Raw genomic sequence first — 14,070 nt, 5'->3', positions numbered from 1 at the left:
ATATTAGTTAAATGAAAATACTCTGCAGTATTTCCTGTTTTGTACGCTTCAATTCTTATTTTTTATATATAACAAAGCTCTTTCCAAAACTTCATCTTTTCCGCTTTTGAGCCCTTCTACACTTGGCTTTATAATAATATCCGGAATGATTCCGATTCTTTGGGTCTCTCTGCCATCAGGGTAATACGCGCCAAGACCGGTAAAGCAAGTATCCAAGTCTGCAATTTTAAACCTGATGATATCGCCGTTAGCCCCTGAAGTATTGCTTCCTATCACTTTGGTTTTTGGATGCTGCTTAAACATCATAGTGGTAGTCTCTGCCTGACTTTGTGTATTTTCGTCCACCAAAACGATTACGTTTCCTTTATAATAATCGGGATTCTTTCTGCCAATATTGTTCTTTCTGCTATAAAATTTTCCAGGATAACCGGTTTCTGGGAAGTTAAACTGATAATAAGTGGTTGATTGGGGAAGTAACAATTCACTTAGAGGGATGATGGTAAGCTTAGGATAATTTCTGAGGTCAAAAATGATAGACTCTGCAGATTTTAGATTCGTGTACATTTCATTCACTTCATCTTTAGCAAGGATTCCCATGTTAACATAACCTACTTTCTTTTCCTCATCCAGAAATTTCCATTTTTGGGGAGACGGAACTTTTTTGATGATGATATCTTTAACGAAATAAGTTTTGGCAATCACCTCCATATTTTGGCCGTTTCTTTCAAGTTTAACAGAAAGAGAATCATTATTACTGAAAAGAAGTTTGCTTTTCACCTTATTCACTTTCCCCCATGAGTTGGAAGCAGGAATATATTTTCCAAGACTGTTTACCATTTGAGGAATTGTTTTTCCATTCACATCATAAATGACATCCCCTATTTCGAATAGTGTTTTTTCATGAAAACGGTTATCATTGATCTTTGTAATAACCAATTTTCCTTCTGCATAAGAATATTCTATGGGAAGCTTTCTGTTTCCGTATTGATGAAGACTTATTAGAGTTGAAAAAAGGAAAGCATGTGAATCGTCTGTTTTGGCTACCAATTCAGCCAAAGTGAGTTGATAGTCCGTATCATTGGTGACAGAAATAAATTTTGGAATCATTTCTGTCAGAACCTCATTCCATTGCTGGTCGGTTTTATATTTATAAGGAAAGAAATATTCCACATAGTTCCAGTACCTGAACAGTTCCAATAAACTGGTTTGTTGGGATGAAAACTTTGATCCATAAGAATTTTCATTTCTGAAATATATTTTTCGTCCTCCTTTTCCTATATAATAATTGTTGCCAATGTTCCGGTTATTTTCAATATAATGAAGCTTTTGGGAAGTACTTTCTGTAAATAGATCTGAATTGTCTATCCAGCTCAGATCAAAGTTTTTTCAGGAAATAGGTTTTATCAGTTTCCTGTAGGCATTCTGTACATTCATTAACCTTTCCTAGACTTTCAATCCAGCGGGAGTATAAATTGTTTAATGCTGCTTTGTCATTGATCCTTTCAAGTTCATTCATTTTTTTGAAAAGCTGCTGGTCCCAGTTCAAATTACCTTTTGCTACCTGAGGGTGATAATACTTTAAAAATCCCCAAACTCTGCAGAGGGATTCCAGTTTTTGATTTTCAGATACAATCTGTGCGGAAAAATGTAGGCTTAAAAAGAATAAAATGAAAAGAAAAGCTTTTCTCATCAAGGATGTTGAGTTTTCTCAAAGATAAGTGATTAATGGGACAGTAGCAAAGGTTTTTTGATGAATAATGGGAAAAAGATAAGGGAACTAGAAGCCGGAAGAAGGAAGTTAATAAAGGTGCGTTATTACAAAAAGTAAATACATATTAATTATTCTCAAAATGAATTTGACATTCATTGCTTATTGTTTTCAATGACTTCCAGCCTCCCTCTTCCTGCTTCCAGTCTCCTTAATACTAATTTAATGAACCTTCAAATTAAAAATCCCTAACTTTGTTTACTCATATAGACGTCCAATGCAGAATAAGCTTAAAATTATCAACGATCCTGTTCATGGATTTATCAAGATTCCTCACGAAATTTTATTTGATATTATTGAACATCCCTATTTTCAGAGATTAAGAAGGATCGGGCAGACAGGCCTTTTGAATCTGATTTTTCCGGGAGCTACTCACACAAGATTTCATCATGCGCTAGGAGCAATGCACCTGATGTTTACAGCTTTGGAAACATTAAAGCAGAAAGGAGTTAAAATTTCGGAAGAAGAAGAAAAAGGAGCGATGCTGGCGATTCTAATGCATGATATTGGTCATGGGCCGTTTTCCCATGCCTTGGAAAGTATGCTGATGGATGACTGGCACCATGAAAAGCTTTCTTTATTATTGATGAATAAGCTGAACGAAGAGTTTAACGGTGAGCTATCCATGGCTATTGAAATGTTTCAGGGGCAATATCACAGAAAATTTTTTAACCAATTGATTTCATCTCAACTTGATGTAGACAGATTGGATTATCTGAAAAGAGACAGCTTTTTTACAGGGGTGTCAGAAGGAAATATTAATACCCAGAGAATTATTTCCATGATGAATGTATGTGAAGAAGGGGAATTGGTGATTGATGCAAAAGGAATCTATTCCATTGAAAATTTTTTAACAGCCAGAATGTTCATGTACTGGCAGGTATATTATCATAAAACATCTGCCTTGGCTGAATTTCTGTTGGTAAAGATCCTTGAAAGAGCAAAATATCTGATCTCTCAAGGGATTGAACTTCCGGCAACAGAGAATCTGAAATATTTTTTATACCGTGGAAAGAGTACAGCGACAGATGAAGATATAGAAAGATTTACAAGGCTGGACGATAATGATGTGATTCAGGCTATGAAAGAATGGCAGAATTCTGAAGATTTTGTTCTGTCCTATTGGTGTAAGAGCGTTATTCAGAGAAACCTTCCGAAGACGATTATTTCAACACATCCTTTTGATAAGAATATTATTGAAGAAAAAATAAAAATTACCAATGAATTTTTTGGTATTGATAATGGAAAAGAATTGGTTCATGAGATAAAAAGGAAACTTTTACCTTATGATACAGAAAGGCAACCAATTTATTTATTGCAGAAAAATGGTAAAAGAATGAAGCTTCATGAGTCGGAAGATCAGCTTTTATCAGGGTTGATGGTAAATAAAACCACACGTTATATTCTTATGTTTCCAAGAGATATCTCCCATTTGGATTCTTAAATAATATTAAAATTGAATATCTGAAATCAAAAAATGTTTGCAAATTATAGAATTTCTTATCTTTGCAGAATATGGAATTCACAGCTTCGCAAATTGCAAGTTTTATAGACGGAAAAATAATAGGTGATGAGAATGCACTTATTACAGGGGTTTCTCCAATTGAAAATGGAGAAATAGGACATCTTTCTTTTATAGCACAGGATAGATTTTCTCATTTTTTAGATACCTCAAAATGCTCTGTAATCATCGTTTCAGAAAAACTTCTGAATAAAAATACTTATAACTCTACCTTAATTGTAGTAAAAGATGCCTATTTATCTTTTCAGGTTCTGATGAATTTATATCAGGAGATGAGAGGAAGAAAAGAAGGCATTGAAGATGGCTCATCCATCCATGATTCGGCTGTGATAGGTGATCAGGTTTATATAGGAGCATTTACATATGTTTCTGAAAAAGCCAGGATCGGTGATGGTTCACAGATTTATCCGCATGTATATATTGGTAAAGGAGTAAAAATTGGTAAAAACTGTAAAATAGACAGTGGTGCCAGAATTTACGATTACTGTATTATTGGGGACAATTGTGTTATTCATTCCAATACAGTAGTAGGAGGAGATGGTTTTGGGTTTCAGCCCACTGCTGAAGGATTCAAAAAGATCCCACAGCTTGGAAACGTTATTATTGAAGATGACGTTGAAATTGGTTCAAACTGTAGTATAGACAGAGCAACAATAGGCTCTACCATCATTGGAAAAGGTACGAAAATTGATAATCTGATTCAGATTGCCCATAACGTGAAAATAGGACAGAATAATGTAATTGCAGCACAAGCCGGAATTGCAGGTTCTACGATCATCGGAGACTGGAATCAAATTGGAGGTCAGGTAGGAATTGTCGGACATATCAAAATCGGAAACCAAGTGAAAATTCAGGCTCAGAGTGGCGTGAACTCCAGTGTTAATGATAGAGAAACTTTATATGGTTCACCAGCGATCAGCTATAATGACTATTTAAGAAGCTATGTTCATTTCAGAAATTTCCCTGAAATTGTCAACAGAATAAATAATCTTGAGAATAACTCAAAAGATAATACTAATGAGTGATATGCAAAAAACGCTTCAGGAAGAGGTAACACTTTCTGGAATAGGCCTTCATACTGGTAAAGAAGTAAAACTTACCATCAAACCGGCAAAAGAAAATACGGGATTTGTATTTGTAAGAACCGATTTAGAGGGACATCCTCAGGTTGAAGCTGATGTTAATTATGTAGTAGCAACAGAGAGAGGTACAACATTAGAAAAGCTTGGCGTAAAAATTACTACCTGTGAGCACCTTTTGGCTGCTTTAGTGGGTTGTGATATAGACAATGCAGTGTTGGAAATGGATGCATCTGAGCCTCCAATCTTGGATGGATCTTCAAAATATTTTGTGGAAGCTATCGAAAGTGTAGGGGTTGTAGATCAGAATATTGCCAGAGAATATCTGGTTGTAAAAGAAGTTCTTACCTACAGCGATCCGGCTACAGGTTCAGAAATTACCATTATTCCTTCAGATACTTACGAAGTAACTACAATGGTAGACTTTGGGACTAAAGTATTAGGAACTCAAAATGCTACCCTTAAAAATATTTCCGAATTTAAAGACGAAATCTCTTCAGCAAGAACTTTCAGTTTCTTACACGAATTGGAAATGCTTTTAGATCACGGATTGATCAAAGGAGGAGATATCTCTAATGCGATCGTTTACGTAGACAAGGATTTAACTCCGGAGACTACAGAAAAATTAAAAAAAGCCTTTGGTAAGGATAATGTATCCATCAGACCAAACGGTATTCTCGATAATCTTAACTTAAACTATCCTAACGAAGCTGCAAGACACAAATTACTGGATGTAATTGGTGATTTAGCTTTAGCAGGTGTGAAAATTAAAGGTAAGGTTATTGCTAACAAACCAGGACATTTTGTAAATACTCAGTTTGCAAAAAAACTAAATCGTCAGTGGAAATTGCAGAAAAAGAAAAACGTTCCGGATTTTGATTTAACAAAAGAACCGGTATTCGATATCAACGGAATCATGAAGCTTATGCCTCACAGACCTCCGTTCTTATTAATTGATAAAGTTCTAGAACTTTCAGACTCTCATGTAGTAGGATTGAAAAATGTAACAATGAATGAACCTTTCTTCGTTGGTCATTTTCCTAAAGAACCTGTAATGCCTGGAGTTCTTCAGGTAGAAGCTTTGGCTCAAACTGGAGGTATCCTGGTCTTGGCAAGTGTTCCTGATCCTGAAAACTATTCTACTTATTTTATCAAGATTGATAAAGTAAAATTCAAGAGAAAAGTAATTCCGGGAGATACGCTTATATTCAAAATTGAATTAATAGAGCCTATCAGAAGAGGTATTGTACACATGCAGGGGTACGGATATGTAGGAGACACAGTGGCAGTAGAAGCAGAGCTTATGGCTCAAGTTGCAAAAAATAAAGTTGATTAAATGATTCATCAGTTAGCAGCCGTAGATAAACGTGCGAAAATCAGCAAAAATGTAATTGTAGAACCATTTACTACAATTGCAGGGGACGTAGAAATCGGAGAAGGATCATGGATTGGTCCAAATGTTACCATCATGGATGGAGCAAGAATAGGGAAGGATTGTAAAATTTTTCCAGGCACTGTAATTTCTGCAATTCCTCAGGACTTAAAGTTCGACGGTGAAGATACACGAACCATTATTGGAGATAATACTACTTTAAGAGAATGTGTAACAATAAACAGAGGAACAAAAGCTTTAGGGTATACCAAAGTAGGAAGCAACTGCCTTATTATGGCGACTTCCCACGTTGCCCATGACTGCATTATAGGAGATAATGTAATTATTGCCAATGGTTGTGGTATTGCAGGGCATGTTGAAATCGGAGACTTTACCGTAATGGGAGGATTATCTGCAGTTCAACAGTTTGGTAAAATCGGAAAACATACGATGATTTCAGGAGGATCTTTGATTAGAAAAGATGTTCCGCCTTATGTAAAAGTAGCAAGAGATCCTATTTCCTATGCTGGTATCAACTCAGTAGGTCTTAGAAGAAGAGGTTTTTCCAATGAGAAGATCTTTGAAATTCAAAAGATTTACAGAGCTATTTTCCAAATGAAAATGAACGTTTCCCAAGCGTTGGCATATATCGAAAAAGAAATGCTTCCCACTGCTGAAAGAGATGAAATTCTTCAGTTTATCCAAAACTCTCCAAGAGGTATTGTAAAAGGATACGGAACAGGAAAAGACAGCAATTAAAAATTAAGTAAAAAAGATAAAATATATTAATGGCAACAAGTAACGATATTAGAAAAGGTCTTTGCATCGAATTTAGCAATGATATTTTTAAAGTGATTGAGTTTCTTCATGTAAAACCAGGAAAAGGACCTGCTTTCGTAAGAACAAAATTAAAATCTGTGACAAATGGAAAAGTATTGGATAATACATTCTCTGCAGGCCACAAAATTGAAGAGGTAAAAGTAATCACAAGAAAGTTCCAGTATCTTTATGATGATGAGAACGGATTCCACTTCATGAATAACGATGATTTTTCTCAGCTATATTTAAATAAAGAAATGATTGAAAACTCAAACTTGATGAAAGCAGGTGAAGAAGTAACAATCATTTTGAAAGAAGCTGATGAAACACCACTTTCTGCTGAACTTCCTCAATCTGTATACTTAGATGTTATTGAAGCTGATCCGGGTGTAAAAGGAAATACTGCAACCAATGCTCTTAAAAACGCAATCGTTGAAACAGGAGCAAGAGTAATGGTTCCTTTGTTTATTGAACCGGGAGACAAAATTAAAGTAAGCACTGAAGACGGTAGCTACTTGGAAAGAGTAAAATAATAAATAAAATTTACATAAATTCGGTTTGCATTAGCAGTCCGAATTTTGTTTTATAAGAAAATCTATTATTATGAGATTCCATTCTCCGCAAAAGCTTAAAACGATTGCAGATTTAATTGGCTCAAAATTTATTGGCCCTGAAGACTTCGAAGTTCTGGGGTCCAATGAAATTCACATGGTAAAACCGGGAGAAATTGTATTCGTTAATCATCCCAAATACTATGATAAGGCACTAAATTCTGCTGCAACTATTATCTTGATTGATAAAGAAGTAGAATGTCCCGAAGGAAAGGCTCTTCTGGTCTCTGATGACCCGTTCAGGGACTTTAATAAGATCAATACTCATTTTACAAGAATCTATAATTTCACAGAAGAACTTCATGATGTGGAAATAGGAGAAGGAACAAAAATTCACTCTTCAGCAGTCATTGGAAACAATGTGAAAATTGGAAAAAATACCTTAATTTTCCCGAATGTTGTGATCGGTGACAGATCCGTAATTGGTGATAACGTAATCATCCAGTCCAATACCGTATTGGGAGGTGATGCTTTCTATTACAGAAAATTAAATGGAAATTTTGACCGTTTAATTTCTGTAGGAAACGTGGTGATCGAAAATAACGTGGAAATAGGTAATGGCTGTACTATTGACAGAGGGGTTACAGATTCTACGATTATTGGTGAAGGTTCAGTGTTGGATAATCAGATTCAGATAGGACATGACACTGTGATTGGAAAAAAATGTCTGATCGCTTCTCAGGTTGGAATTGCCGGATGTTGTGTAATAGGAGATGAAGTGACTTTATGGGGACAGGTGGGTATTGCTTCCGGAAATAAAATTGAGAGCGGATCTGTACTTTTAGGGAAAACCGGAGTGAACAGAGACCTTGAAAAAGGAACCTACATCGGAATGTTTGCTGAAGATTTCAAAACATATCTGAAAAAAGAAGTAAAACTGAGAAATCTCAAATAAACAATTCCAAAGGTTTTATCCAAAATCAAAGAAATTTGAGTAAATTTGTGAGCATTAATAAAATAATAAATAAATTAAAACAACAATAAAATGTCAATTTTAGTAAACAAAGATTCTAAAGTAATTGTACAAGGATTTACAGGGAACGAAGGAACTTTCCACGCTGGTCAGATGATTGAATACGGAACAAATGTAGTAGGTGGTGTTACTCCAGGAAAAGGAGGAAGCGAGCACTTAGGAAAACCGGTATTCAACACAGTAGCTGATGCTGTTGAAAAAGCAGGAGCAAACGTAAGTATCATTTTCGTACCACCGGCATTTGCAGCAGACGCTATCATGGAAGCTGCTGAAGCAGGAATTAAAGTAATTGTATGTATTACTGAAGGTATTCCTGTAGCTGATATGGTAAAAGTAAAATCTTACATTGCTGACAGAGACTGCAGATTAATCGGACCAAACTGCCCTGGAATCATTACTTCTGAAGAAGCTAAAATTGGTATTATGCCAGGTTTCGTTTTCAAAAAAGGTAAAGTAGGTATCGTTTCAAAATCAGGTACCCTTACTTACGAAGCTGCTGATCAGGTAGTAAGAGCAGGTTACGGTATTTCTACGGCGATTGGTATCGGTGGTGACCCAATTATCGGAACTACTACAAGAGAAGCTCTTGAATTATTTATCAATGATCCTGAAACTGAAGCTGTTGTAATGATCGGTGAAATCGGTGGTGGACTTGAAGCAGAAGCTGCTAGATGGTACAAAGCTAGTGGATCTACTAAGCCGGTTGTAGGATTTATCGCTGGACAGACAGCTCCAAAAGGAAGAACAATGGGACACGCTGGTGCTATCGTAGGTGGTGCAGAAGATACAGCTCAGGCTAAGATGGAAATCATGAGAGAGAACGGTATCAATGTTGTTGATTCTCCTGCTGATATCGGTGCTACTGTAGCTAAAATTCTAGGATAATACAAAACCAAATAATATGAAAAAACTTTTATTGGCCTCAGCTTTAACCCTCTCAGCTTTATCCTTTGCACAAGTGCAGTGGAAAAATACAAGATTTGGGGTTACGGCAGGTTTAAACTATTCCAGAGTATCTAATGCCCATAATCCCTCCGGGCCAAGATATACTTTCCAGGGTGGAGCTTTGGCTTTAATTCCTGTAGGAAAGACAAACCAGTTTTATATCCAGCCTGAAGTTTTATACTATGGGGCGGGAGAAACCGGTAAAGACAGTGATGCTAAGAATATTGATGGTTATAATGCATTATATGCCAATAACTATCTGAGTGTGCCACTTTATTTCAAAGGGTATTTTTCAGAAGCAGAATCTGAATTCTTTGGATTATTAGGGCCTAGATTTAACTTTTTGATGAACCAAAATGTTAAAGACGTCCCTGCAAAAAGACCTTATTATGATCCAGATGTTACTGATCCTTCACAACCTGCGGGTGTAAATGGTAAAGCCAATAGCTTTAACTGGGGAATAGGACTGGGAGTAGGATATAGCTATAAGAGACAACTTGAAATAGCTTTAAAATATGACTTAGGTCTTTCAGATACTTATCCAAATCTTGTCAAAGAAAGAGGCGGATCTGATAAGAAAAAATCTGAACAGGTGATAGCTCTTACCTTAAGCTATATATTCAAATAAAACATTTTATTCAGAATATAAATAAGAAATCCCGGAAATACTTTTCCGGGATTTTTTTTGAATTAAATACAGAAAATAAATCACGTACAATATAATAGTTTGGCTGCTCGCTTAGGGAGAATCAATGAAATTGATTTCGCCTTTGCCCCCTAAAATAATACATCAGAATCCTGGAACTTTGCATCAAATCTAAACTTCCCAATACAGATAGTAGTTTGTCATCCAAGCTGAATTCAGGCGAAACCCTTTTGCCAACAATATTCTTTTCATGTTTAAAAATAAAAAGAGCAAATTCGCATACTTGCAAATTTGCTCTTTTAAGTTTTTATTTTTATCAGCTTCCTGTGTGAAGATTAACCTTTAATCCATTTCCAAAGCTCCTTCAGGGTAGCCTTATTACCATACATTAAAATTCCTACACGATAAATCTTTCCTGCAAGGAATATCATAAATACAGTTGTGACCAATAGCAATACAATAGATAAAGCAATCTGCCATGCGGGAACTCCGAAAGGTATTCTTGCAATCATGGCAACCGGTGAAGTAAAAGGGATGATAGATAACCAGAAGCCTAACGGACCGTCAGGATTGTTCATCAATGAGAAGCTGCCGTACATTCCTAAAGTTAGGGGTAAGATCGCAAATAAAGTGAACTGCTGGGTTTCTGTTTCATTATCCACTGCAGAACCAATAGCTGCATAAATTGAGCTGTAGAAAATATATCCTAAAAGGAAGAAAACAATGAATACAAAAATAATCAAAGGAAAATTCAGCTCCAGTAGGCTGTGGGAAATCTGAGTGGCAAGCTGTGTCATATCGAGCTTACTTGTAATTTGTTCACTTCCACCAGGAACAGCCTGTTGAAGAGGAGAAAACCCCGTATTTAAAACCAAGGCTCCGATAACAGACATGGTGATCCAGATCAGAAACTGAGTAAGAGCAACCATTGTTACCCCAAGGATTTTTCCCATCATCAGCTCAAAGGGCTTTACAGAAGAAATGATGATCTCCACAACACGGTTGTTCTTTTCTTCCAGAACACTTCGCATTACTCTTACTCCATAGATAATGATGAACATGAAGGTGACGTACATCAAAACCATACTAAGGCCTGATTTAACACCAAAGGTAAGGTCAGAATCTTCCTTGTTATTATCAGCAACATTAATGGTCTTTAAGCTGAAACTTTTATCAAGGTCATTAAGTTGGGTTTCCTGAATTCCAAGTTGCTTGATTTTTTCCTTTTTAACTACATTAGCAATATCGGAAACAATTTTCTGCTTGGTATCAAAACCCATTTTACTGTTGATAACTAGTCTTGTGCCTGTTTCAAGCTCTTCATAATTCTGCCCTTTTAATTCAGGTAAAATAAGGATTCCATCCAGAGATTCATTTCCCTTTAAGTTATTGATCTTAGACTTTTCATCCGCAGCAGAAACGAATACATAGTTCAGTTTATCATTAGACTTCAGCTGATTGATGAATAAACCGCTTTTGTCAACAACTTCAATAACACTGTGGGATTCATTGGCTTTAAACATCAATCCGATTACTGCTCCAAAAGCAATGATCATAACAGGTGCCAATAAGGTCAATATGATAAAGGATTTTTTCTTAACCTGCGTAAGAAACTCTCTTTTTGTAATTAAAAAAATATTATTCATAAAATTAAGAATGGTTACTTACAGCATTAATAAACACTTCATTCATACTAGGTATTCTCTCGTCAAAAGATCTTACTTTTCCTACATGCACAAGATCAAGAAGGATATTGTTTTGCTCACTTTCGTTTTTCAGATCAAAAGAAACCAGGCTGTTTTCATTAGAAAAATTGAAGATCTCATATTTATTTCTAAAGCTTTCCAATTGTTCATTGTTGACTTCAGAAAGCGTAATTCCGAAAATATTTTTCTTGAATTTTTCTCTTACGTCAAAAACTCTTCCGTCAATAATCTTCTTGGAATTATTAATTAATGCTACATAGTCACACATTTCCTCCACACTTTCCATTCTGTGAGTAGAAAGAATGATAGTGGTTCCATTATTTTTAAGATCAATGATCTGGTCTTTGATTAAGTTGGCATTTACAGGATCGAAGCCTGAGAAAGGCTCATCAAGGATTAAAAGATGGGGCCTGTGAAGTACCGTTACCACAAACTGAATCTTTTGTGCCATTCCTTTAGACAGTTCAGAAAGCTTTTTCTTCCACCATTGATCGATGTTCAGCTTTTCAAACCATTTTTTAGCTTCATTCAGGGCATCATTCTTACTCATCCCTTTCAGTTCTCCGAAATAGAGGATCTGATCGCCCACGCTCATGTTTTTGTAAAGCCCTCTTTCTTCAGGCATATAACCAATATCTTTGATGTGACTTGGGTTCAGTTTTTCTCCGTTGATTAAGATCTCTCCGGAGTCGGCTTGGGTAATTTGGTTAATGATACGGATGAATGAAGTTTTTCCGGCGCCATTGGGACCTAAAAGTCCATAAATACTGCCTTTGGGAACATGGATGCTGAAATCATCCAGTGCGACCTTTTTTCCGGCATTATAGGTCTTTTTAATATGTTCAGCTCTTAGCATTAAGTTGTTTTTTACAATTAGTATAAAAAAGTCTTTAAAGTTACGGAAATATTAAAAGAGATTGTTATAAAAGAAAAAATCCTGATGATTATCAGGATCTTAATTTATTGTTTTACGATTTGAGTAACTTTCTGCGTATTGTCGCTCAAAATATAACGGATCAAATATTTACCGGGTTTTAATTTTTCAATATTAATCTCTCCGGAGTTCATATTGACGGTATAGTTGGCAACCTGCATACCCAAAATAGAATAAAAAGTCACACTTTTGATTCTTAAAGAAGAATCCTTTGCCTTAATGATAAGGAAATCCTTTGCAGGATTTGGATAGGCAAGCAAAACGCCATCATCTGCCTTCTGAGTGATGGAACCCGGCTCTCTAAGCTGAGCTTGTAAATTGTTGGAAAATCCAACAAAAGTGCCTACAAATAGAATTAAAAGTAAAAGTTTTTTCATCAAATTTATAATTTCTCGAATATATATAACAAATATAACAAATTCTATAATCTCTTACAATAGTTTTTTATAGAACTTATAGTAAATTTGTAGAAACTTATTCAAAAAGTATTCCAAAATGATACATTCAAGAAATAGAAGACTTAGAGTTAATGAATCTATCAGAAGTTTGGTAAGAGAAAATGTGCTTACAACTGATGATTTTGTAATGCCGATCTTCGTAATGGAGGGCGAAAACATGCAGGAACCGATCCCGTCGATGCCGGGAATTTTCAGGCGAAGCATAGATTTAACAGTGAAAGAATGTAAGGAATTATTTTCTTTAGGTGTAAAAGCTGTCAATTTGTACATGAAGGTGTCCGAAAATGTGAAAGACAATACCGGAAAAGAAGCATGGAACAAAAACGGATTGATGCAGAATACGATCAAAGCGATCAAAGATGCAGTACCGGGAATGATTGTAATGCCAGATGTAGCATTAGATCCTTATTCAATCTACGGACACGACGGAATTATTGAAAACGGAAAAATTTTAAATGACGCTACCAATGATGCGTTGGCAAGAATGTCAGTTTCTCATGCCGAGGCAGGAGCTGATCTTGTAGCTCCAAGCGACATGATGGATGGCAGAGTACAGGTGATCCGTGAAGCATTGGAAGAAAGCGGATTTGCAGATGTAGGAATCGTAAGTTATGCTGCAAAATATGCAAGCTCTTTCTATGGACCTTTCAGAAGTGCTTTAGACAGTGCTCCAAAAGACGATATGGAAATTCCGAAGGATAAAAAGACCTATCAGATGGATTATCATAATTCACGTGAAGCCATGAATGAAGTATTTAAAGATATTGATGAAGGGGCTGATGTGATCATGATCAAACCGGGACTTCCTTATCTGGATATCGTTTCTAAAGTACGTGAAGCGATTGATCTTCCGATTGCAGTTTATAACGTAAGCGGTGAATATGCAATGGTAAAGGCTGCTGTTCAAAACGGCTGGCTGGATAATGATAATACAATCATCGAAAGTCTTACCTGTTTCAAAAGAGCCGGTGCGGATATGATCTTCACTTATTTTGCTAAAGAAGCTGCTATGATTTTGAACAAATAAGAGAAATCCAAATAAGCTTAAATAGACTGTCAGTAAGGCAGTCTATTTTTTTTTGCAGGAATTTTTAATGAGACCTGATAATACCTTTTTAAAGTAGAATGCTACGATGTTGGGCATGTCAATATTTTTTGAAGGTCTTTATTATCACTGGTTTTTTGGAAAAATATTGATTTTAATGGTCAAAATTTATTATCATTGCACCAGAAATTT

The 14,070-nt window shown here is 35.8% G+C and carries 14 protein-coding genes; 9 read left to right on the top strand and 5 right to left on the bottom strand.

Annotated elements, in window-relative coordinates; all coding sequences use genetic code 11:
• Positions 1 to 48: 48 nt before the first annotated feature.
• Entirely contained in the window at positions 49 to 1,197 is a 1,149-nt protein-coding gene (locus M2372_RS05145; RefSeq protein WP_123318093.1) for a S41 family peptidase, read from the bottom strand.
• Between the two features lie 178 nt (positions 1,198 to 1,375).
• Positions 1,376 to 1,690: a hypothetical protein gene (locus tag M2372_RS05140; RefSeq protein ID WP_123318094.1), complete on the bottom strand. Its 315-nt coding sequence runs from the start codon at positions 1,688 to 1,690 to the stop codon at positions 1,376 to 1,378.
• A 295-nt stretch (positions 1,691 to 1,985) separates the two neighbouring features.
• On the opposite strand from M2372_RS05140, the gene M2372_RS05135 reads away from it, so the two are divergent.
• From M2372_RS05135 to M2372_RS05100, 8 genes are all read left to right on the top strand, one after another.
• Positions 1,986 to 3,212, top strand: a complete 1,227-nt coding sequence (locus tag M2372_RS05135; RefSeq protein ID WP_123318095.1) for an HD domain-containing protein — start codon at positions 1,986 to 1,988, stop codon at positions 3,210 to 3,212.
• Between the two features lie 71 nt (positions 3,213 to 3,283).
• The gene (lpxD, locus tag M2372_RS05130) at positions 3,284 to 4,315 is read left to right on the top strand and encodes a UDP-3-O-(3-hydroxymyristoyl)glucosamine N-acyltransferase (protein WP_115970214.1); all 1,032 of its coding nucleotides are present in this window, start codon (positions 3,284 to 3,286) and stop codon (positions 4,313 to 4,315) included.
• A complete protein-coding gene (locus tag M2372_RS05125; RefSeq protein ID WP_115970215.1) occupies positions 4,308 to 5,705 on the top strand; it encodes a bifunctional UDP-3-O-[3-hydroxymyristoyl] N-acetylglucosamine deacetylase/3-hydroxyacyl-ACP dehydratase in 1,398 nt (465 codons plus the stop codon). Before lpxD ends, M2372_RS05125 begins: the two co-directional genes overlap by 8 nt.
• A complete protein-coding gene (gene lpxA, locus M2372_RS05120) occupies positions 5,706 to 6,500 on the top strand; it encodes an acyl-ACP--UDP-N-acetylglucosamine O-acyltransferase (RefSeq protein WP_115970216.1) in 795 nt (264 codons plus the stop codon). It begins immediately after the preceding gene.
• Between the two features lie 29 nt (positions 6,501 to 6,529).
• Positions 6,530 to 7,093 (top strand): elongation factor P, encoded by a 564-nt coding sequence (gene efp / locus M2372_RS05115; RefSeq protein ID WP_115970217.1) that lies wholly within the window; start codon positions 6,530 to 6,532, stop codon positions 7,091 to 7,093.
• Positions 7,094 to 7,163: 70 nt separating this feature from the next.
• On the top strand, positions 7,164 to 8,066 hold the full coding sequence (locus M2372_RS05110) for an LpxD N-terminal domain-containing protein (RefSeq protein WP_123318096.1): 903 nt from the start codon (positions 7,164 to 7,166) through the stop codon (positions 8,064 to 8,066).
• A 90-nt stretch (positions 8,067 to 8,156) separates the two neighbouring features.
• Entirely contained in the window at positions 8,157 to 9,029 is an 873-nt protein-coding gene (gene sucD / locus M2372_RS05105; protein WP_002977143.1) for a succinate--CoA ligase subunit alpha, read from the top strand.
• 16 nt (positions 9,030 to 9,045) lie between these two features.
• Entirely contained in the window at positions 9,046 to 9,717 is a 672-nt protein-coding gene (locus M2372_RS05100; protein WP_123318097.1) for a porin family protein, read from the top strand.
• A 353-nt stretch (positions 9,718 to 10,070) separates the two neighbouring features.
• Here the strand turns inward: M2372_RS05100 and M2372_RS05095 are convergent, their stop codons facing one another.
• The 3 genes from M2372_RS05095 to M2372_RS05085 form a co-directional block, all read right to left on the bottom strand.
• Positions 10,071 to 11,381, bottom strand: coding sequence for an ABC transporter permease (locus tag M2372_RS05095; RefSeq protein WP_123318098.1), 1,311 nt, complete (start codon positions 11,379 to 11,381; stop codon positions 10,071 to 10,073).
• Between the two features lie 4 nt (positions 11,382 to 11,385).
• The gene (locus M2372_RS05090) at positions 11,386 to 12,297 is read right to left on the bottom strand and encodes an ABC transporter ATP-binding protein (protein ID WP_115970221.1); all 912 of its coding nucleotides are present in this window, start codon (positions 12,295 to 12,297) and stop codon (positions 11,386 to 11,388) included.
• A 104-nt stretch (positions 12,298 to 12,401) separates the two neighbouring features.
• The gene (locus M2372_RS05085; protein WP_115973959.1) at positions 12,402 to 12,752 is read right to left on the bottom strand and encodes a T9SS type A sorting domain-containing protein; all 351 of its coding nucleotides are present in this window, start codon (positions 12,750 to 12,752) and stop codon (positions 12,402 to 12,404) included.
• A 118-nt stretch (positions 12,753 to 12,870) separates the two neighbouring features.
• Between M2372_RS05085 and hemB the strand changes: the two genes are divergently transcribed.
• A complete protein-coding gene (hemB, locus tag M2372_RS05080; protein ID WP_123318099.1) occupies positions 12,871 to 13,860 on the top strand; it encodes a porphobilinogen synthase in 990 nt (329 codons plus the stop codon).
• Positions 13,861 to 14,070: the final 210 nt, after the last annotated feature.

It is taken from the genome of Chryseobacterium sp. BIGb0232, from assembly GCF_024810195.1.
GTDB lineage: Bacteria > Bacteroidota > Bacteroidia > Flavobacteriales > Weeksellaceae > Chryseobacterium > Chryseobacterium pennae.
Note: the sequence above shows the minus strand (reverse complement) of the source record. Positions and strands in the feature narration are given on the sequence as shown.

Bases quoted from the DNA above. Each gene is read 5' to 3' on its own strand.
- M2372_RS05140 (WP_123318094.1), bottom strand. From the start codon at position 1,690: ATGAGAAAAGCTTTTCTTTTCATTTTATTCTTTTTAAGCCTACATTTT.
- M2372_RS05135 (WP_123318095.1), top strand. From the start codon at position 1,986: ATGCAGAATAAGCTTAAAATTATCAACGATCCTGTTCATGGATTTATC.
- lpxD (WP_115970214.1), top strand. From the start codon at position 3,284: ATGGAATTCACAGCTTCGCAAATTGCAAGTTTTATAGACGGAAAAATA.
- M2372_RS05125 (WP_115970215.1), top strand. From the start codon at position 4,308: ATGAGTGATATGCAAAAAACGCTTCAGGAAGAGGTAACACTTTCTGGA.
- lpxA (WP_115970216.1), top strand. From the start codon at position 5,706: ATGATTCATCAGTTAGCAGCCGTAGATAAACGTGCGAAAATCAGCAAA.
- efp (WP_115970217.1), top strand. From the start codon at position 6,530: ATGGCAACAAGTAACGATATTAGAAAAGGTCTTTGCATCGAATTTAGC.
- M2372_RS05110 (WP_123318096.1), top strand. From the start codon at position 7,164: ATGAGATTCCATTCTCCGCAAAAGCTTAAAACGATTGCAGATTTAATT.
- sucD (WP_002977143.1), top strand. From the start codon at position 8,157: ATGTCAATTTTAGTAAACAAAGATTCTAAAGTAATTGTACAAGGATTT.
- M2372_RS05100 (WP_123318097.1), top strand. From the start codon at position 9,046: ATGAAAAAACTTTTATTGGCCTCAGCTTTAACCCTCTCAGCTTTATCC.
- M2372_RS05095 (WP_123318098.1), bottom strand. From the start codon at position 11,381: ATGAATAATATTTTTTTAATTACAAAAAGAGAGTTTCTTACGCAGGTT.
- M2372_RS05090 (WP_115970221.1), bottom strand. From the start codon at position 12,297: ATGCTAAGAGCTGAACATATTAAAAAGACCTATAATGCCGGAAAAAAG.
- M2372_RS05085 (WP_115973959.1), bottom strand. From the start codon at position 12,752: ATGAAAAAACTTTTACTTTTAATTCTATTTGTAGGCACTTTTGTTGGA.
- hemB (WP_123318099.1), top strand. From the start codon at position 12,871: ATGATACATTCAAGAAATAGAAGACTTAGAGTTAATGAATCTATCAGA.